A 19,730-nucleotide genomic window follows, 5' to 3' on the forward strand; every position below is an offset into this window, starting at 1 on the left:
CAGCTCACGAGCACAGGCGGCAGTCCGTGTAGTCGCCGAGGTACAACCCGTGCTTGGGGCAACGAGTGAAGGCGGCGTCGACCGGAGTCGGATCCCACATCCGTGGCAGGTCCACCGCCTCCGCAGGCGGCCGATAGGAACGGACTACCTCGGCGTAATCGGCCAGATACCGATCCGCGTACGGCGGTTCGTAGCTGAGCAACTCCCAGTGGAAATGCGCCTGCGCCGACTCGATCACCCGCAGCAGGAATACACGCTCAGCCTCCCAGTCGGCCGACCACGGCAACTCGTCCAGGTCGAAGCCCTCGTTGCCCAGCCCGATCCGCGAGTTGCACAGCAACAACGCGAACCCGCGCTCGAACGGCGTCTCCGCCAGGTCACAAGCAGGCAACGCGAGCACGTCCAGGAACACTTCCGACCCACCGTTGGACAGCTTCAGCCGCGGCCCGGAGGCCGAGCCGCCGAACCAGTTGCCCACCGCCCCTACTGGGTCACGCGGTAGACGTCGAACACACCCTCGACCGAGCGCACCGCCTTGAGTACGTGCCCCAGATGCGTCGGGTCACCCATCTCGAAGGTGAAGCGGGACTTCGCGATCCGGTCGCGAGTCGTGGTCAGCGCCGCCGACAGGATGTTGACGTGGTAGTCGGAGAGCACCCGGGTGATGTCCGACAGCAGCCGCGCCCGGTCCAGAGCCTCGACCTGGATGGCGACCAGGAACACGGACTGGGCGGTCGGGGCCCACTCGACCTCGACGATCCGCTCCGGCTGGGTCTGCAGGTTCTCGACGTTCGCACAGTCGGCGCGGTGCACGGACACGCCGGCACCACGGGTGATCCAGCCGATGATCTCGTCGCCGGGGACCGGCGTACAGCACCGCGCCAGCTTCGACAGGATGTCCGTCGCACCCTTGACGATGACACCGGCGTCGCCGCGAGCGGCCCGCTTCCGGCGCTCCTTCGAGGCCGGCAGTCGCAGACCCTCGGCCAGGTCCTCGGCCGCGCCCTCCTCACCGCCGTACGTCTCGATCAGGCGCCGTACGACGGCCTGCGCGCTCACGTGGCTCTCGCCGACCGCGGCGTACAGACCGGTCACATCCGGGTAGCGCAGTGAGTTCGCGACCGCGGTCAGGGTCTCGTGCGACAGCAGGCGCTGCAGCGGCAGGCCCTCCTTGCGGAGCTGCTTGGCGATCGCGTCCTTACCGTGCTCGATCGCCTCGTCGCGGCGCTCCTTGGAGAACCAGTGCTTGATCTTGTTCCGCGCCCGCGGGCTCTTGACGAACGAGAGCCAGTCCCGCGACGGACCCGCGCCCTGCGCCTTCGAGGTGAAGACCTCGACCACGTCACCGTTCTCGAGGGTGCTCTCCAGCGGGACGAGCCGGCCATTGACCCGGGCGCCGATACAGCGGTGCCCGACCTCGGTGTGGATCGCGTAGGCGAAGTCGACCGGTGACGACCCGGTCGGCAGCGACATCACGTCACCGCGCGGGGTGAAGACGTACACCTCGGAGTTGTTGATCTCGAACCGCAGTGAGTCGAGGAACTCCGACGGGTCGGAGGTCTCCCGCTGCCAGTCGACCAACTGGCGGACCCACGGCATCTCGTTCGGGCCGCCGATCTCGGTGGTCGGCGGGCCGGCCACCTCGGGTGCCGCCGTGGTCGGGTCCTCCTTGTACTTCCAGTGCGCGGCGATGCCGTACTCCGCCCGGCGGTGCATCGCGAACGACCGGATCTGCAGCTCCACCGGCTTGCCCTGCGGGCCGATGACGGTGGTGTGCAGCGACTGGTACATGTTGAACTTCGGCATCGCGATGTAGTCCTTGAACCGGCCGGGCACCGGATTCCATCGCGCATGCAGGATGCCGAGCGCCGCGTAGCAGTCGCGGACCGACTCGACCAGGACGCGGATACCGACCAGGTCGTAGATGTCGCCGAACTCGCGGCCGCGGACGATCATCTTCTGGTAGATCGAGTAGTAGTGCTTCGGCCGGCCGGTGACGGTCGCCTTCACCTTGGCGGCGCGCAGGTCCTCGTGGACCTGGTCGATCACGGAGGCGAGGTACTCATCCCGCGACGGGGCCCGCTCGGCGACCAGGCGGACGATCTCGTCGTACACCTTCGGGTGCAGGGTCGAGAAGGACAGGTCCTCGAGCTCCCACTTGATCGTGTTCATACCGAGCCGGTGGGCCAGCGGGGCGTAGATCTCCAGCGTCTCGCGGGCGATCCGCTCCTGCTTCTCCTGCCGCAGGAAGCCGAGCGTGCGCATGTTGTGCAACCGGTCGGCGAGCTTGATCACCAGCACCCGGATGTCCTTGGCCATCGCGACGACCATCTTGCGGATCGTCTCGGCCTGCGCGGACTCGCCGTACTTGACCTTGTCCAGCTTGGTCACGCCGTCGACCAGCATGGCGATCTCTTCGCCGAACTCGCCGGTCAGTTCCTCGACCGTGTACGGCGTGTCCTCGACCGTGTCGTGCAGCAGCGCGGCGCACAGGGTCGGCGCGGTCATACCGAGCTCGGCCAGGATGGTGGCGACGGCGAGCGGATGGGTGATGTAGGCGTCACCGCTCTTGCGCAACTGGCCGGTGTGGTACTTCTCCGCGGTCCGGTAGGCGCGCTCGATCATGCCGAGGTCGGCCTTGGGGTGGGTGGCCCGGACGACCCGGAACAGCGGCTCCAGCATCGGCGCGCGGTTCGGGTGCCTGGTGCCGCCGAGCCGGGCGAGCCGGGCACGGACCCGGGCCGGCGCGATCCGGGGAGGCTGGGCGGCAGGCGGTGACGCGGGCGCCGGGCGCGCCGGTGCCGGCGCGCGCGGAGGCTCGGGCGGCACCACGTTCGGTACCGCTGACGTCATCGCCGGGTCTTCGCCCACGTTTGTGTCCCTCCGCCGACAGACCACCAGTCTAGGGGGAACCGTCCAACGAGGTTGAAACGGCCTGTGGACAACACGCCGGGCCAGGCTCCGATCGCGGAGAGTTATCCGATTTCAGACACGCCGTACACGCTCAGACGGTGAGGAGCGACGTGACCTGCTCACCGGCCAGCCGCTCCCGGCCAGGCAGGAAGGACAGCTCGAGCAGGACCGCCGTACCCGTGACTTCGGCTCCACAACGACGAATCAGCCGCAGACACGCCTCGACCGTCCCGCCGGTGGCGAGTACGTCGTCGATCACCAGCACCCGGTCCCCCGGCGCGAACGCGTCCTGATGCACCTCGATGGTCGCCTCGCCGTACTCCAGCGCGTACGACTCCTCGTACGTCGCCGCCGGCAGCTTCCCCTGCTTCCGCACCGGCACGAACCCGGCGCCGAGGGCGAGCGCGACCGGGGCGGCGAGGATGAACCCGCGCGCCTCGATCCCGACCACCTTGTCGACCACCGGGTTGCCGTCGTCGTCCGTACCGGCCGCGGCCAGCGCCTGGACCACCAGCGCGAAGCCGTCGTGGTCGGCCAGCAGCGGGGTGATGTCCTTGAACACCACCCCCGGCTGCGGGTAGTCCGGGATGTCGCGGATCCCGTCCTTCAGCACCTGCTCGAGTGAGCGCATCACTTACCGCGCTTCGATCGGGGCTTGCGCGACGGCTGCGGCCGTCCAGCACCGGTCGCCTTCATCGGGCGAGCAGCCGGCGTGGGCGCCGTACCGGAGGGCCGGTCCTGCTTCCGGGGCTCGGCCTTGACCGCACCGGCTCCCACCGCGACCGGCGCACCGCCGGCCGGAGCCGGAGCCGACGCCGCGGCCGCAGCCGCGGCCCGCTTGGCCATGACGCGACGGCGCAGTGCCTGCATGCCCGGCTCACGCTCCTTGAACGCCGCGAGCAGCGCAGGCGCGATGAAGACCGAGGAGTACGCACCGACGGCGATACCGACGAACAGCGCCAGCGACAGGTCCTTCAGCGGCCCGGTGCCCAGTACGACGGTGCCGACGACGAGGATCGATCCGACCGGCATCAGCGCGATCAGTGTGGTGTTGATCGACCGTACGACGGTCTGGTTGACCGCGAGGTTGGTCGCGTCCGAGTAGGTGTACCGGTTGGACCCGGTGATACCCCGGGTGTTCTCCCGGATCTTGTCGAACACCACGACCGTGTCGTACAGCGAGTAACCCAGGATCGTCAGTACGCCGATCACGGTCGCCGGCGTGACGTCGAAGCCGATCAGCGCGTACACACCGACCGTGATCAGCACGTCGTGCAGCAGCGCGATGATGGCGGCCATCGAGGCTTTGGGTTCTCGGAAATAGGCCCAGATGACCAGGAAGACCAGGCCGAGGAAGACGATCAGCGCGAGGATCGCCTTGTTCGCGATCTGCTTGCCCCAGGAGGCGCCGATCTGCTGCGACGTCACCTGATCGACCGAGACCCCGGCCTCGGCTGCGATCGCGGCGCGGACCTTGGTGATGTCGTCCTGGCTCAGCGGCTTGGTCTGCACCCGCACCTTGTCGGCGCCGATGGTGGTGACGACCGGGTCGCCCAGATCCTTGGCGTTGGTCGCGGTCACCACGTCGGTGAAGTCCTGGACCGTGCTGTCGGTGACCTTGACGTTGGTCTGGTACTCGACACCGCCCTTGAACTCGATGCCGAGTGCGAGGCCGCGGGTGAGCAACCCGATCAGCGACACGGCGACCAGCACCAGGGAGACAGTGAACCAGAGCTTGCGCTTGCCGATGAAGTCGTACGAGACCTCACCGCGGTGCAGCTTGGCACCGAGCTGTCCGAGCTTCGACATCAGACCTCCCCTCCCACCGGCTTGCGCGTCGATGACGGCTTGGCCGGCCGCGCGGTCGGCTTCATCTGACCCGGAAGCCGCTCCACCCCGAGATGCTCAGGATCCAGGCCGGACAGCTTGTGGCCGTGGCCGAAGAAGTCGGTCCGGGCCAGTAGCGTGACGAGCGGCTTGGTGAAGATGAACACCACGAGCAGGTCGATCAGCGTGGTCAGGCCGAGCGTGAACGCGAAGCCCCGGACACTGCCGATCGCCAGGATGTACAGCACCACCGCGGCGAGCAGCGAGATCGAGTCGGCCGCGATGATCGTGTGCTTGGCCCGGGCCCAGCCGGTCTCCACCGACGACCGCAGGCTGCGGCCCTCCCGGACCTCGTCTCGGAGTCGTTCGAAGTAGATGACGAACGAGTCCGCGGTGATACCGATGGCCACGATCAGACCGGCGATACCGGCCAGCGTCAGGGTGAACCCGATCGCCTTGCCGAGCAGAACGACGGACGCATACGTCAGTACGGCGGCCACCCCGAGCGACAGCACCACGACGATTCCCAGGCCGCGGTAGTACAGGAAGGAGAACAGCACAACCAGGGCGAGGCCGATGAGACCGGCCCAGATGCCCGCGGAGAGCTGGTCGCCACCGAGCTGCGGTGACACCGTCTCAACCGAGGAGATGTCGAACGACACTGGCAGCGCACCGTACTTCAGCACGTTCGCCAGGTCCCGCGCCTCCGCCTCGGTGAAGGTACCGGTGATCTGCGCCTGACCACCCGGGATCGGCTGATCGACGCTCGGGGTGGAGATGGTTTCGCCGTCCAGCACGATCGCGAACAGGTTCTGGCCCTGACCGCGGGCGGAGATGTTCTGCGTCGCCTTGAGGAACTTGTCGCCGCCCTCGCCGGTGAACTTCAGGTTCACCTGCCACTGGAACCCGCTCTGCGGGATCCCCGCGCTGGCGTCGGCCAGGTCGGTGCCCTTCATGATCGCGGGACCGAGCAGGTACCGGTACTGGCCGTTGCGGTCGCAGGAGAACAGCGGCTTGCTCGGGTCGTCGGTCTGCTTGTCACCGCACTTGAACGCCGCGAAGGCGGTCTGCGTGGCCGCGTCCGGGACGTACTGCAGCGGGTCCGCATTGGCCGCCGGCGTCGACGGAGTCGCCGCCGGGGTGCTCGGCTTGGCGGTCGGCGTCGGGGTCGGCGTCGGGTCGGCGTCAGCCAGCGCGCTGCTCCAGGCCCGGCCGTTCGGCGTGCTGGTCGGCTTCGCGGTCGCGGTCGCACTCGGCTTGACCGTGGTGCTGGGCTTCGGCGTCGTACTGGACTTGGCCGTCGGTGTCCCGCTCGGCGTCGGCGACGGTGTCGCCGGCGGCGCGGCCGCCTGGGCGTCGTACACGATCCGGAAGTAGAGCAGGGCGGTCTGGCCGACCTGCTTCACCAGGGCGTCCTGCGTGGCACCCGGAACGGCCACGTTGATGTGGTTCGCTCCGGAGGTGGTGATGTCAGCCTCCGCGACACCCGCACCGTTGACCCGCTGAGAGATGATGTTCTTCGCCTCGTTCAGCTGGTCGGCGGTCACCGAACCGCCGCCGGCCAGGGAATTGGCGGTCAGCGTGATGGTGGTGCCACCGCGCAGGTCCAGGCCGAGCTTGGGCTTCCAGGTCTTGGTCAGCCCCATGATCCCGAACAGCAGGACCACGATGACTCCCAGGACGATCAGTAGCCGCCCGGGCCGGGATGTTGTCGTCGTTGCCACGTCAGATTCAACCTTCGTACTTCTGGGCGCGGCGCATCGTCTGGTGGACGCCGGTCGGCGCGCCGCAGGCCGCTAGGAGGGGTAAGTCAGTTCTCGGTGTGCGTCGGCGGCAGCTTCGGCGCGTCCTGCGTCTTGCCGTCGGCCTTGTCGCCGGCCTTGTCACGACCCGCGTCCGGTACGTCGACCGGGTCCTTGGCGGGCTCCTCCTCGGCGACCGGCTCGTCCGCGTCGGCCTTGTCCTCGACCACCGGCTCGGCCGGGGTCTCGACGGCGGCGTCCTCGTCCGGGATGACCCGGCCGATCGACGCCTTGACCACCTGCACCAGGACGCCCTCGGAGATCTCCAGCGTCACGTAGTCGTCGTCGGTCTCCTCGACGATGCCGACCAGCCCACTGGTGGTGATCACCTTGGTGCCGGGGCTGAGGGAGGCGACGGTCTCGGCCTGCCGCTGGCGCTGCTTGCGCTGCGTGCGGCTCATGAACCAGATCATCCCGACGATCAGGATCAGCGGCAGCAGCAGCGTGAAGCCAGAGCCACCCCCGGAAGAGGCCAAAGGTACGGCGATCAGTTGCATCGGGACTCAGAATCCTTCGTCGTCGGGAGTACGGGGCATCCGGCACGCTCTGCTCAAGCGCGCAGGTCGCAACGGAATGACCTGAGGTCAGGCCACCGGGGAGTCTAACCCTGCGTGGCAACAATCACCTCATGACACCGGGTCACGTTTGCGTTACTCGGGCCTTGTGTTCACTCTGTGTCGAAGAGCGTGTCCGCGAACGTGGCGCCCTTCGGGACTTTCAGCCCGATATGCCGCCAAGCCGCGGGCGTGGCAACGCGGCCGCGCGGCGTACGAGCCAGATAGCCGGACCGGACCAGGAATGGTTCGGCCACTTCCTCCACAGTCTCACGTTCCTCGCCGACCGCAACCGCCAGCGTCGAAAGACCCACCGGTCCGCCGCCGAAACGGCGGCACAACGCGTCCAGGACGGACCGGTCCAGCCGGTCCAGGCCCATCTTGTCCACCTCGTACAGCTCCAGCGCCGCCCTGGACAGCGCGAGCGTGATGATCCCGTCGGCGCGGACCTCGGCGTAGTCGCGGACCCGGCGCAGCAGCCGGTTCGCGATCCGCGGCGTACCGCGGGACCGGGACGCAATCTCGGCCGCGCCCTCAGGAGTGATGTCGACCTCGAGCAGCGCGGCCGACCGGTTCACGATCTTCTCCAGCTCGGCGGACTCGTAGAACTCCAGATGCCCGGTGAACCCGAACCGGTCCCGCAGCGGCCCCGGCAGCAGTCCGGCCCGCGTGGTCGCGCCGACCAATGTGAACGGCGGGATCTCCAACGGGATCGCGGTCGCACCGGGACCCTTGCCGACGATCACGTCGACCCGGAAGTCCTCCATCGCCATGTAGAGCAGTTCCTCGGCGGGCCGGGACATCCGATGGATCTCGTCGAGGAACAGCACCTCGCCCTCGCTCAGCCCGGACAGGATCGCGGCCAGGTCGCCGGCGTGCTGGATCGCCGGACCGCTGGTGATCCGCAGCGGCGCCGACATCTCGCTGGCGATGATCATCGCCAGGGTGGTCTTGCCCAGGCCGGGCGGACCGGACAGCAGCACGTGGTCAGGCGCCCGGTTGCGGCCGCGGGCAGCGTGCAGGACCAACTCGAGCTGCTCGCTGACCCGTCGTTGCCCGCCGAACTCGGCCAGCGTGCGCGGCCGCAGCGCGGACTCGATCTTGCGTTCCTCGAGATCCACCGCGTCCGCGGAGACCAAGGGCCGGACGTTGTCCTCCATCTGCTACGCCTTCGACAGCACGCGCAGCGCGGCGCGGAGCAGGTCGGGAACGGACGGGTTCGCGTTGTCGGCGGCGAGCGGTGAGACCGCGGTGACCGCGTCCTCCGCATCGCGAGTGGACCAGCCGAGCCCGACCAGACCGGCGTGCACCTGCTCCCGCCAAGCCTCCTGCGTCTGCAGTGGCCGGCCGGTCACTGTCCTCGACGGCGCACCGATCTTGTCCTTCAGCTCCAGCACGATTCGCTGCGCGCCCTTCTTCCCGATACCGGGCACCTTCACCAGCAGGTTGAGATCCTCGGTCGCGACAGCCTGCCGCAACTGATCCGGACTCAGTACGGCGAGCGCCGCCTGCGCCAGCTTCGGCCCAACCCCGGACGCCGTCTGCAGCAACTCGAACAGACTCTTCTCGTCGTCGTCGGAGAAGCCGTACAGCGTCAGCGAGTCCTCCCGCACCACCATGGAGGTGGACACCCGCGCCTCCTGCCCAGGCCGCAGCCCGGCCAGCGTGCCGGGATGGCAGAACACCTGCAGGCCGACTCCCCCGACCTCGATCACGGCACTGTCCACCCCGATGGCCGCCACCGGCCCCCGCACGAACGCGATCATCGCCAACCTCCCGACGACCGGACCTGTCCGACCGCCCTCATCGCTTGCTCTCCTGTGCTGCCACCGCGGCACGCAGTCGTGCCACCTGCAGGCGGGACTGCGCCTGCGCCAACGCCTCGAGGTTCGCGCGGCTCCCGGCCGCCTCTTGCAGGCGTGACGTCGTACCGCCACGCCAGACCTGACAAATCGCGAGCGCCAGCGCGTCCGCGGCGTCGGCGGGCGTCGGCCGCTCGGCCAGCTTCAGGATCCGCATGACCATCGTGCTGACCTGCTCCTTGCCGGCCCGACCAGAGCCGGTGACAGCGGCCTTCACCTCGCTCGGCGTGTGCAACGCGACCGGCAGACCCCGCCTGGCCGCAACGACCATCGCTACCCCGGACGCCTGGGCCGTGCCCATCACCGTCCGCACGTTGTGCTGCGCGAACACCCGCTCCACGGCGACCGCATCCGGCCGGTGCTTGTCTATCCACTCCTCCAGCTCGGCCTCGATCCGGACCAGTCGCTTGGACACGTCCAGGTCGGCCGGTGTCCGGATCACCCCGACGGCGACCAGCGCCGGCGGCTTGCCGGGTGAGCCCTCGACAATGCCGAGGCCGCACCGGGTCAGCCCCGGGTCGACGCCGAGCACCCGCATGGATCACCTCCGAACGTTTGTTCGACAACCCTAACGGCCGCCGAGGACAGCTCGGAAATCGACGCGCGGGACGGCTCAGAAGTAGTCGAGCATGTACGCCGTCGGGCCCGCGAACACCGGATCGAGCGAGGCATCCGCCGTACTCGATCCACCTGATGCCAGGCCCGATCCACGGAGCGTGGCAAGCGGCGTACCGGAGTACAACGCAGCAAGCCCGCGTGGCCCGAGCTGCAGGACGTCACCGGACGCCTGGGTCGGCGTGAGCTCTCCAGCCCCGTCTGCGACCGACAGGTGCCAGTCACCGCCGTTGCCAGGTACGTCGGGGTCCTCGAGTCGCAGGTCGATCTCTACAGCGGCGTCAGGCGCGAACCCACGTGCGGCGATCGCAGCAGGCGCGTCGAGCAACCGCAGCATCCAACGCTGATGCTGTACGTCCTTGTAGGCCTCATGCTCGACCATCAGGTGCACCGGGTCGTCCGGAGAGATGTACGCCTGCACAGTGCTGGCGATCGACGAGCCGGAGCCGACTGTGGCCCACAGAGCCCGAGCGGTCGCCTCGGACCCGGCCACGATCTCGTCGATGCACAGGTCGGAGCCGGACCAGCTGTAGACGACAAAGCCGTCGTCAGCGAGGTACGCGAAGTTGTCCTCGTCCGCGAGCCACTCAGTCACTTCCTTGAGCGGCCAAACGAGCGGACCGCTGGTCCGTCGCCGCTCATGCGACTGTCCTACCAGCTGCAGGACCCGCTCAGCGTCCTCCGGACCAGCACGCCGTACGCCGACCTCCTTGCCACCCAGCGCCCGCAGATCGGCCGCAGCGAAGGAGAACCGGTAGCGGCCACCGCCGAACTCGTACCCGAGATGCCGATAGATCACCGTGGTCGCCGGGTAGAGCGCGGTCAGCGGGAACCCCCTGTCCACCGCGCGCTGCAGCAGACCCCGCATCAGCTTGCTGCCCACACCACGGCCCCGGTACTCCGGTGCCACGACAACTCCCGCGACACCCGCCACCGGCACGCGTCGACCGCTCCACCACTGCTCGAAGTCCCAGAACCGGGCCGCCGCGACCACCTCGTCACCGTCGGCCACACCGACGTACCGGCCGTCCTGGATGAACACCCGGGCGTCCTTGAGCCACTGCTCCCGATCACCGGCCGCCATCACCCCGAACGACCGAGCCCGCACCCGCATCACCGCGTCGAGCTGGTCCTCGGTGATGTCCACAAACCGCAACGCGTCACTCACGCGGAAGACCCTACGTCCTGCCACTCACCCGAGCGACACCAATACCGGTACGACGCCGGTCACGCCATCCACCGTGACCAACGACCACATCCGGCGGTAACGACTCCAGCAACTGCTGCCACCTCGTCTGCAGCCAGCGACGAGTAGAAGTACTCCTCCAACACGCTGCTGGCCAGGACGCCGACCAGCATGGCCAGCGCGAGCTCCAGCGCCGGCAGCGTCACTCCCCTTCAGGAGCCAACGGAGCCTCGCAGCTCAGCACCAGCCACACTGCGACCGGGATAACCGACTCCCACCGCACAGTGGCCGGCCAGTTGACTGTCGGCTTTGCCTCCAATCGTGGCGGCAGGAACCGGATCAGCGAGATGCCGACACCGGCCAGGATCCAGCGGAGCCACATCGACTCGGTGCTGTCGTGATCCGCCAGCTACCGGACCTACGTGTTGCCCGCGGCAACCAACACGACGGCGGCAGTGAGCAGGCGTGGACGCCACAGGCGAGGACCAGGCGCCGCGGACGGCGAGCGCGGACAACTGACGGCGAGCGCAGACAACTGACGGCGAGTGCGGACTGCTGACGGCGAGCGCGGACAACTGACGGCGAGCGCAGACAACTGACGGCGAGTGCGGACTGCTGACGGCGAGTGCGGACTGCTGACGGCGAGTGCGGGCAACTGACGGCGAGTGCGGACGGCGGACGGCGGACGGCGGACGGCGGACGGCGGACGGCGGGATGATGCTGCTTCATCACGCGGCCGTGCTATTTCCGGTCGGTCACCCAGAGGTGGATAGTCCCCTCGACCACCACGGTCCCGTCATCACGAGTCGCCTTCACGCGGACAGGGACATCGGGGCCGGCAGTCCAGGCCCGCGGGTCCGTCTCGGCCGAACAGGTGAGGTCAGTGGTGGACTTGGCCAGATAAGCAACCTCCATCCCCTTCGGCAGCCAGCGCTTCCCGGACGGAATGGTTGCCTCAGCCAACGCACCCATCGCTGCCTCCAAACCGTTGCACACAGCAATCGCATGCACGGTCCCGATGTGGTTCTGCACTGCCCGCCGCTTCGGCAGCACCAGCGCGGCGTAGTTAGGACTCACCTGGACGAAGCGCGGCCGAATCGACCGAAAGTACGGTGCCTTCCAGGTGAACCCCCGCGAGAACACCCGATCCCCACCCGGAACCGCCCGCAACCTCTCCCACGTCCCCAACACCTGATTAGCCATACCCCAAATGTTACTCACCAGTCACTTACCCGTCGAGCCCCAGACACCCAAACATCACCGCTTCGCGGCGACTGTTCTTTCGGCCACCTCCGGCGCAATCGCGCACCGGCGGTGCAGGCGGAGGTACTCGGCAAACGAACGTCCTCCGCGGACGAGTCACGCCGACCCGGCCGCCGAATGGGCCGAGCCAGGGGCACGACGACCGTCGGCATCTTTGGTCGGTCCAACCTGAGCAAGGACGCCGCGGGCGCGAGGTGAGGACCTTCTCTCCCGCGCGGCAAGTCCCCGGACACCGCCGCACGCCAGGGCCTACTTGGTCACGAGCAAGACTCGTCGAACGCTGCTAGACCCATGTCGCGGTCTGCGACGGCGGCGACTCGAGTGAACCAGCGAGGCCGGTGCCTTTCGCAAGGCGATGCGGCCGAAATGTCGTCGTCTGGCCGCCGGGAGCGCGGAGAGGCTAGGCCAGCCCATCCCCCGCAGACATGACCGAGCGCACATCGTACGTTGGCACATCAGTTCACTGATCGCCGAACAGGAAACACATGCCGCTCAGTGACCCGTTGGCCGATGCATCGATACTCGGCCGCGCGTGAAGGTTGCTCCAGTGGGCAGCGACTCGGGATGAGCGACTCGGGATGAGCGACTCGGGATGAGCGACTCGGGATGTCTGACGCTAGACACACATCGAAGGAGCAGCGAAGCGAGCACGACGGGACTCCACCGTGCCCCACTTCGCGAACCGTCTGCGCCGCGGCCTTGACCGTTCATGCGTCTCGGTTTGGTTGTGGAGCACGGTGGGTGCCGGTGGGGTCGACGTGAAAGGCGAACCCGTTGGGCGTGAGCCACTCGAGCGTCCTGGGATCGAGTCGGCGCACCTTCCAGCGACCGTGGGTCTTCACCCTGTGCGGGAAACGGCGCAGGGGTGCGAGGTTTGCCGGGGTGGTTTGGCCGGGCGGGCCGAGGGGGTCGTAGGGCTCGATGTGGTCCAGATCCATGGCGGCGTGGGTTTCGCGGGTGCCGTACGGGAACAGCTCGACCGGGTGGATCAGCTTGACGCGTTCGCGGATCCGGTCGGGGATCTCGTAGGCGTCGACGCTGACCGCGTCGTTGAGGTCGATGACCGGCTTCACCACGTACGGCCCGTGGCCGACGAGCTCGCTCAACTGGCCGGCGAGCAGTGGGCCGAGGTCTTCGACCCGGAGGACGCCGGTGCCGGTGGCCAGGGTGTGGTCGGTGAGGTGCACGTAGATCTCGGTCTGCCCAGGCCGCAACGGCCGGCCCGATCGCGGGTCGGTGTGCGCGTCGCGCCTGATCTGGGCGAGCCGGGCGTCCAGCGCACGCCGTGCCTCGGCGTCGACGGTCGCGGTGTCGAGGGCCTCGCCGTCGTCGTCGTGGTCGAGCCGCAGGCCGGGGTCGAACGGCTCGACCGGGTCCTTGAACGGGGCGTCGAGCGGGTCGGGGAGATCGCTGTGGCTGGGGTGCGGCGCGTCGCGGTCGGCTTCGTCGTCCAGACCAGGTTCTGCCCAGTCCTCCAGCAACCCCTCATCCCCCGAGTAGGCACCGCAGTCCTCGCCTGCTCGCGCACGCCCACCGCACTCAGCACCACGCTCCGGCTCGGCTGTTGACGCCGTGTCCCGAGTAGAGGCCGGGACGGCGGTCGACACATCACCGCGCTCGGACTCGTCCTTGGTCGCGGTGGCGTCTGGCGCTGCGTCCGGGCCGGTGGCTGCGGCGATGGCTCGCGCGGCGGCGTTGGTGGCCGCGCCAGCTGTATGGGTGCCGTTGTCGGTGGGCGCGGGCGGTTCTGGTGGGTTGTTACGGAGGTATTGGTGGGCTTGGTGGAGGAGTTCTTCGGTGTAGCGGGGGTCGGCGATGATGCCGACCGCGTCGGCGCGGCGGGACTGCAGCGGGTTGGTGTCGCCGAGGACCTTCAGGGCCTCGGCGATGCTGCCGATGCGGGCGTTGAACCGGATCGCGTGACCGGAGCCGGTGCGGATGTGGATCCGTTTGGTGCCGTGTTCGTCGGAGCGGGCCAGGTAGACGCCGCGTTCGCGGGCCTTCTCGGCGGCCTTCTTCCTCGCGGCGTCGGGGTCGGCGTGGTGCTTGGCGGCGTCGACGATCTTGTCCAGCCGGATCGGGGTGAGCGAATCGACCACCCGGCAGACTCGCCGGTCGACGGACCGGGCGGCGTCTTCGGACAGGTCGAGGCAGGCGGTGGCGATCTTGCGCGCCTTCCACGGGGTCGCCTGCCCGGCCTGGACGCGGGCCCAGGTGAGCGGGAGGCGGTGGCGCAGTGCGAGTGCTTGGCCGATGAAGTCCGCGGCCGCACCGGCCGAGATGCCGAGCATGACGCCGAACTCGGCCGGGGCGAACTCGGCGATCTCGGGGCAGCCGTCGCCGCCCAGGACGATGGCGCGTTCGCGGCCGTCGCTGGTGGAGCGGCCGGGGCGGTGTTCGGGGCGGGTGGGGCTGGTGTCGGGGTGGTGGCGGTCGGCGTAGGTCTGGGCGTGTTCGAGGAGTCGGGTGTCGAGGCGGTTGGCCTCGGCGCGGTGTTCGGCGGCCGACTCCAGCAGGTCGGGCGTCGACAGCGTGGTCAGATCTCCTTCGAACATGTGTTTGATTCTACGCCATCTAGAGCGGCGATCCAAACCCCGCAGAAACCCCAAAGTCCTTATTCACAAGGGGAAACGTCACACTCCCGGCCGCACGAGGAACGGGTATGCATCAGCACAGAGGCTGAGTCACTGGTTGACGGCAGCGGCAGCTCGGCGGACGAGTCGACGGCCCGCTCGGCGGACGGGCCGACGGGAGGACGCGTGGACGGGGGTAGACGCGTGGACCGGTAGACGGGTGGACGCGTGGACGGGGGTAGACGCGTGGACCGGTAGACGGGTGGACGCGTGGACGGGGGTAGACGCGTGGACCGGTAGACGGGTGGACGCGTGGACGGGGATAGACGCGTGGACCGGTAGACGGGTGGACGCGTGGACGGGGATAGACGCGTGGACCGGTAGACGGGTAGACGGGATGAACGGGTGGACGGGTGGGTGGCCGCGTGGACGGGGTGGACGGGTGGACGGCGCCGGTGTGTGACAACGCTGCTGGCAGCGAGCGCGGGCGAACGCGGTGGCGCTCGGGAGCGATGGCGGACGGCAGAGAGTCACGGTCGTGGCACTCAGCGGATGTCTTCGGCTGGCTTCGCTATCGGCGTGCAGACGTCATATGCCAGCGCTGATGGTCACTGCGTGGCTCCGGAACGATCTCTTGACCCGCCGTGCCGATCGGATGACCTCGTGGTCGGGCCTCTTGTCGCACCAGGCTTGCAAGCACTGGTAGTTCATCGGGCTGACCGGCACGCCGCTTGCCGTGCTGAGGAGCGCGGTCGTCATTGCCGTAGGCACCGCAAGCCTCCAACGCACCCATGCTTGAAGCAAGGAACTCGGACACCGGATCGTCGCCTCGGCTCCGTCGACGGGTGTTGTAAGAAGTCCGATCCGATCACCTCCCACCGTTCGACAGTGCGCGAGCGCCGCCGGACGAGACCAGGAGGGACCCCAACCCCCCGCAGAAGCGTCCGATTTAGACGATTCAATTGGGGCGGATAAACTGGGGGTCCTTGACGGCCCGCGACCGCTTCACGAGGGACGATGGCAACGCCCAGCATCAAAGAGGTCGCGCACCGCGCCGGCGTCTCGGTCGGCACGGTCAGCAATGTGCTCAACCGGCCATGGATCGTGGCCCCGGCCACCCGGCAGCGGGTGCAGGACAGCATCAGCGCGCTCGGTTTCGTCCGCAACGAGGCCGCCCGCCATCTCCGCGCCGGCCGCAGCCGGACCGTCGGCCTGGTGGTGCTCGACGTCGCGAACCCGTTCTTCACCGACCTCGCCGAGGGCGCCGAGTCGCTGGCCTACGAGCACGACACCGTGGTCATGCTCTGCAACAGCAAGACTGACCCGGTCCGCGAAGGCCATCACCTCGACCAGCTCGAGCAGCAACGGGTGCTCGGCATACTGATCACGCCGTTCGACAGCAACGATCCACGGCTGACTGCGTTGGTTGCCCGCGGTACGCCGGTCGTTCTCGTCGACCGCGCCGCGGACCGCGGACTGTGCTCGGTGTCGGTCGACGATCAGCTCGGCGGACGACTGGCCGGGAGTCACCTGATCGAGTCCGGTCATCGCCGGATCGCCTTCGTCGGCGGGCCGTTCACCATGCAGCAGGTGTCCGACCGGATGGCCGGCATCACCACGGTCGTCGAGCAGGCGGGCGACGTCGACCTGCAACTGTTCGAGGTGGACGTGATGGGCGTGGTCGAGGGTCGCACGATCGGCGAGAGGATCGCCGCCATGCCGCCGCAGACCCGGCCGACCGCGGCGTTCATCGCGAATGACCTGCTGGCATTGGGTTTCCTGCAGGCGATGTCCGTCGCCGGGCTGCACGTCCCCCGGGACATGGCGATCGTCGGGTACGACGACATCGACTTCGCCCGCGCGGCCGCCGTACCGCTGTCATCGGTTCGCCAGCCGGCCGAACTGCTCGGGCGGTCGGCGATGGAGTTGCTGCAGGAGGAGGTCGAGTCGGCCGACCGGCATCGCCATCGGCAGGTGATCTTCCAGCCGGACCTGATCGTCAGGGAGTCGAGTGCCTACAAACGCTCCTGAAGACGCAGCATCCGCCGCTGAGCCGCTGTACGAGAACCCGTTGGCCTCGCCCGACGACATCGAGGGCTTCCGCCTCGAGGGTGACGGCGCCGTCTCGTTCCCGCTCGGCCGGCTCAGGCTCGAGAGCGTGCGCCCGCCGGAGGACGGTCAGGACGCGAACGTGGTGCTGTGGTGCCCCGAGGACTTCCCGCCGAACATCACCGTCGAGTGGGACTTCTGGCCGATCCGCGAGCCCGGGCTGTGCATCCTGTTCTTCCACGCCAAGGGACGTGCCGGCGAGGATCTCTTCGACCTGGCGCCGCGGACCGGGCCGTACGAGCAGTATCACCACGGCGACCTGGACACCTATCACGTCTCGTACTTCCGCCGCCGCTGGCCGGCCGAGCGCGCCTTCCACACCTGCAACCTGCGCAAGAGCTACGGCTTCCACCTCGTCGCGCAGGGACCGGACCCACTCCCCTCGGTCCTGGACGCCCAAGGTCCTTACAAACTAAGGCTTACCGTCGACCAGGGGCACATCACCTTCGCCATCAACGACGTGACCAGCTTCCAGTGGTACGACGACCAGCCGCTGACGGGCGGCCGGATCGGCTTCCGCCAGATGGCGCCCCTGATCGGCGAGTACGCGGACTTGCGAATTTCGCAGCCGTAGACGCTACTTCGGGCAGTCCGCGGACCGACGGACGCGACTTCGTGACCAGTCTCTGACAAACGCTTTCCAAGGCGTTGACATTGAGACGATTCAACCATATGGTCACAACACTTTTCGCCCGAAACGCATCTGTCACAAGGCAGGGACTCCCGTGAAATACTGCCGCTCCACCGCAGTCCGCCCGCCGGCCGAAGGCTCCTGATGAGCTCGCCCGGTTGGTCCATCAAGCTTTACGACGCCGCGGACGAAGTCGTCTGGGTGATGAAGTTGAACGCCCTGTGGATCGTCTTCACGCTCCTCGGCGGTGTCGCGCTGGGTGTCGGCCCGGCCACGCTCGCAGCCTATTCACTGGCCAGACGCAGGTCATCCGGTGAATCGTTTCATGCTCTGCCTGCCTTCCGCGTCGCGTTCCGGCGCGAGTTCCGCCGCGGCTCGATCGTCGTCCTGCCCCTGGTGGGGGCCGCGGTAGTGCTGATCGGCAACTATCTGTACTTCGCGTCGCTCGGCGCGAGTGCGTCGGTCCCCCGGCTGGCCAGCCTTGTCGCGCTGGTCGTCCTCGGGGTGATCGCCGCCTACCTGCTCCCGATGGCCGTGCACTACGACCTCCGGGTCCGCGAGTTGTTGCCCAAGGCATCGTTGGTCGCGCTCGCGCGGCCGGCGTCGTCCCTTGTCCTGCTCTTCGTCGCGGTGTCCATCGCCTACGTGTCCGGCAAGTTCCCCGTCCTGGGGATCGTGCTGGCCGGCGGCGGCTGGATTCAGATCGACACCTGGCTCTGCCTGCGCTTCTTCGCCGAGAACGAGGCGCGCCTGCACCTGAAAGGGAACTCATGACCATCTTCTCCCGACGGCGGATCGCCGTCGCCGTCGCCGCCTCGACGGCACTGCTCGCCTCCGCCTGTTCCGGCGGCGGCGACGACAACGGGGACCAGGCGGCCAGTAACGAACTGACCGTGATGGCACCGCTGTTCGGCACCGCTCCGGATCCGAACGGCGAACTGCAGCAGGCGGTCGAGAAGCACATCGGCAAGAAGCTCAAGGTCACCTGGGTGCCGAACGCCGAGTACGGCGACAAGTCCAACGTGACGCTTGCCTCCGACAACATCCCCGACGTGATGGTGGTGAACGAGAAGGGCCCGTCGTTCGTCAAGGCGGCCGAGGCCGGCGCGTTCTGGGACCTGACCGGCAAGCTGGACAAGTACCCGAACCTGAAGCCTGCCAACGAGCAGACCGCCAAGAACACGATGACCAACGGCAAGACCTACGGCATCTACCGGGTCCGGCCGCTGCTGCGCTCCGGCATCGTGATCCGCAAGGACTGGCTGGCCAAGCTCGGCCTGAAGGAACCGCAGACCGTCGAGGAGCTCTACGCGATCGCCAAGGCGTTCACCGAGCAGGACCCGGACGGCAACGGTAAGAAGGACACCTACGGCCTGATCATCCCCAAGTGGCCAGGCAACTACGCCAGCGCCAGCCCGTACGACGTCGTCGAGACCTGGTTCGGCGCACCGAACGGCTGGGGTGAGCGCGACGGCAAGCTGGTGCCGGGCTTCGACACCCCGGAGTTCCTCGAGGCCAACCGCTGGCTGCGCAAGTGGGTCACCGAGGGCCTGGTCAACCGCGACTTCGCCACCTTGGACAGCGCGAACTGGAACGACCCGTTCGTGCAGGGCAAGGGCGGCATGATCATCGACGTGAACGTGCGGGCGACGCAGTTGCTCGACCTGTTCAAGGAGAAGAACCCGAAGGACTTCGACAAGGTCACCCTGGTCGGGAACCTGAAGGGCCCGGACGGTGAGAAGCACTCCTACCCGTTCACTGGCTACAACATGGTGATGGCGGTCTCCAAGCAGCACATCCGCACCGAGGAGCAACTCGACCAGGTGCTGCAGACGCTGGACAAGCTGCAGTCGAAGGAAGGCTCGATCCTGCTCACCAACGGCATCGAGGGCCGCAACTTCAAGGCCGACGGGAAGTACGCCGTACCGATCAACCAGGACGACCCGAAGGTCAAGGCGATCCAGAACGACGTCGACAAGGCCTTCATCCAGCTCGGTACCCGGGCCAGCGTCGGCCTGGGAGCTTACGCCCTGCGGCCGAACGACGCGGCCAGCCGCCAGATGCGGGAGAAGTTCGACGTCCTGATGAACGAGGACCTCAAGACCGCCGTGTTCAACCCGGCCCTCGGCGTGATCGCCCCGACGGCGGTCTCGAAGGGCCAGACGCTGGACACGATCGTCCCGGACGCCCGGATCAAGTACCTGTCCGGCGCGATCACCGAGGACCAGCTGAAGGCGCAGATCAAGCGCTGGTACGACAGCGGCGGCACTCAGATCGCCCAGGAGGTCAACGACCTGGCCGCCAAGGTCGGCGGCTGACCCCTCCAGGTACCGCACAGCCGGTACGACGTCCGTGCGGTCACAGCACGGACGTCGTACCACCGCCCCTGTCCCCC

Annotated in this window: 18 protein-coding genes; 4 read left to right on the forward strand and 14 right to left on the reverse strand. The window is 68.1% G+C overall.

What is annotated here, in order from left to right; genetic code table 11:
• Window positions 1–4: 4 nt before the first annotated feature.
• From EV652_RS13465 to EV652_RS13525, 14 genes are all read right to left on the reverse strand, one after another.
• Window positions 5–478, reverse strand: coding sequence for a hypothetical protein (locus EV652_RS13465; RefSeq protein WP_132209431.1), 474 nt, complete (start codon window positions 476–478; stop codon window positions 5–7).
• A 5-nt stretch (window positions 479–483) separates the two neighbouring features.
• Window positions 484–2,853 carry a RelA/SpoT family protein gene (locus EV652_RS13470; RefSeq protein ID WP_439649056.1) on the reverse strand — a complete coding sequence of 790 codons (2,370 nt, stop codon included), beginning with the start codon at window positions 2,851–2,853 and terminating at the stop codon, window positions 484–486.
• A 151-nt stretch (window positions 2,854–3,004) separates the two neighbouring features.
• Complete coding sequence (locus tag EV652_RS13475) at window positions 3,005–3,544, reverse strand: adenine phosphoribosyltransferase (protein WP_132209432.1); 540 nt, start codon at window positions 3,542–3,544, stop codon at window positions 3,005–3,007.
• Entirely contained in the window at window positions 3,544–4,722 is a 1,179-nt protein-coding gene (secF, locus tag EV652_RS13480) for a protein translocase subunit SecF (RefSeq protein ID WP_132209433.1), read from the reverse strand. Before secF ends, EV652_RS13475 begins: the two co-directional genes overlap by 1 nt.
• Window positions 4,722–6,464: a protein translocase subunit SecD gene (gene secD / locus EV652_RS13485; protein ID WP_132209434.1), complete on the reverse strand. Its 1,743-nt coding sequence runs from the start codon at window positions 6,462–6,464 to the stop codon at window positions 4,722–4,724. Before secD ends, secF begins: the two co-directional genes overlap by 1 nt.
• A gap of 86 nt (window positions 6,465–6,550) precedes the next feature.
• The gene (gene yajC, locus EV652_RS13490) at window positions 6,551–7,039 is read right to left on the reverse strand and encodes a preprotein translocase subunit YajC (protein ID WP_132209435.1); all 489 of its coding nucleotides are present in this window, start codon (window positions 7,037–7,039) and stop codon (window positions 6,551–6,553) included.
• Window positions 7,040–7,209: 170 nt separating this feature from the next.
• Window positions 7,210–8,256: a Holliday junction branch migration DNA helicase RuvB gene (ruvB, locus tag EV652_RS13495; RefSeq protein ID WP_132209436.1), complete on the reverse strand. Its 1,047-nt coding sequence runs from the start codon at window positions 8,254–8,256 to the stop codon at window positions 7,210–7,212.
• Window positions 8,257–8,259: 3 nt separating this feature from the next.
• Window positions 8,260–8,862 (reverse strand): Holliday junction branch migration protein RuvA, encoded by a 603-nt coding sequence (gene ruvA / locus EV652_RS13500; protein WP_132209437.1) that lies wholly within the window; start codon window positions 8,860–8,862, stop codon window positions 8,260–8,262.
• 37 nt (window positions 8,863–8,899) lie between these two features.
• Complete coding sequence (gene ruvC / locus EV652_RS13505; RefSeq protein WP_132209438.1) at window positions 8,900–9,496, reverse strand: crossover junction endodeoxyribonuclease RuvC; 597 nt, start codon at window positions 9,494–9,496, stop codon at window positions 8,900–8,902.
• Between the two features lie 75 nt (window positions 9,497–9,571).
• Window positions 9,572–10,741 carry a GNAT family N-acetyltransferase gene (locus tag EV652_RS13510; RefSeq protein ID WP_132209439.1) on the reverse strand — a complete coding sequence of 390 codons (1,170 nt, stop codon included), beginning with the start codon at window positions 10,739–10,741 and terminating at the stop codon, window positions 9,572–9,574.
• Between the two features lie 59 nt (window positions 10,742–10,800).
• Window positions 10,801–10,965 (reverse strand): hypothetical protein, encoded by a 165-nt coding sequence (locus EV652_RS44595; protein ID WP_199238165.1) that lies wholly within the window; start codon window positions 10,963–10,965, stop codon window positions 10,801–10,803.
• Window positions 10,962–11,141 (reverse strand): hypothetical protein, encoded by a 180-nt coding sequence (locus tag EV652_RS44600; protein WP_199238166.1) that lies wholly within the window; start codon window positions 11,139–11,141, stop codon window positions 10,962–10,964. The genes EV652_RS44595 and EV652_RS44600 overlap by 4 nt, the downstream gene beginning before the upstream one ends.
• Window positions 11,142–11,500: 359 nt before the next feature.
• Window positions 11,501–11,962: a hotdog fold domain-containing protein gene (locus tag EV652_RS13520; RefSeq protein WP_132209440.1), complete on the reverse strand. Its 462-nt coding sequence runs from the start codon at window positions 11,960–11,962 to the stop codon at window positions 11,501–11,503.
• Between the two features lie 767 nt (window positions 11,963–12,729).
• Window positions 12,730–14,577: a DUF222 domain-containing protein gene (locus EV652_RS13525; protein WP_132209441.1), complete on the reverse strand. Its 1,848-nt coding sequence runs from the start codon at window positions 14,575–14,577 to the stop codon at window positions 12,730–12,732.
• 1,035 nt (window positions 14,578–15,612) lie between these two features.
• On the opposite strand from EV652_RS13525, the gene EV652_RS13530 reads away from it, so the two are divergent.
• The 4 genes from EV652_RS13530 (at window position 15,613) to EV652_RS13545 (ending at window position 19,653) form a co-directional block, all read left to right on the forward strand.
• Window positions 15,613–16,626: a LacI family DNA-binding transcriptional regulator gene (locus EV652_RS13530; RefSeq protein ID WP_132209442.1), complete on the forward strand. Its 1,014-nt coding sequence runs from the start codon at window positions 15,613–15,615 to the stop codon at window positions 16,624–16,626.
• Window positions 16,607–17,278 carry a DUF1961 family protein gene (locus EV652_RS13535; RefSeq protein WP_132209443.1) on the forward strand — a complete coding sequence of 224 codons (672 nt, stop codon included), beginning with the start codon at window positions 16,607–16,609 and terminating at the stop codon, window positions 17,276–17,278. The genes EV652_RS13530 and EV652_RS13535 overlap by 20 nt, the downstream gene beginning before the upstream one ends.
• A gap of 201 nt (window positions 17,279–17,479) precedes the next feature.
• Window positions 17,480–18,109 carry a YesL family protein gene (locus EV652_RS13540; RefSeq protein WP_132209444.1) on the forward strand — a complete coding sequence of 210 codons (630 nt, stop codon included), beginning with the start codon at window positions 17,480–17,482 and terminating at the stop codon, window positions 18,107–18,109.
• Window positions 18,106–19,653, forward strand: a complete 1,548-nt coding sequence (locus EV652_RS13545) for an extracellular solute-binding protein (protein WP_132209445.1) — start codon at window positions 18,106–18,108, stop codon at window positions 19,651–19,653. The genes EV652_RS13540 and EV652_RS13545 overlap by 4 nt, the downstream gene beginning before the upstream one ends.
• The last annotated feature ends 77 nt before the right edge of the window (window positions 19,654–19,730 follow it).

Origin of the sequence: Kribbella steppae (assembly GCF_004342025.1) — a bacterium.
Taxonomy (GTDB): Bacteria; Actinomycetota; Actinomycetes; order Propionibacteriales; family Kribbellaceae; genus Kribbella; species Kribbella steppae.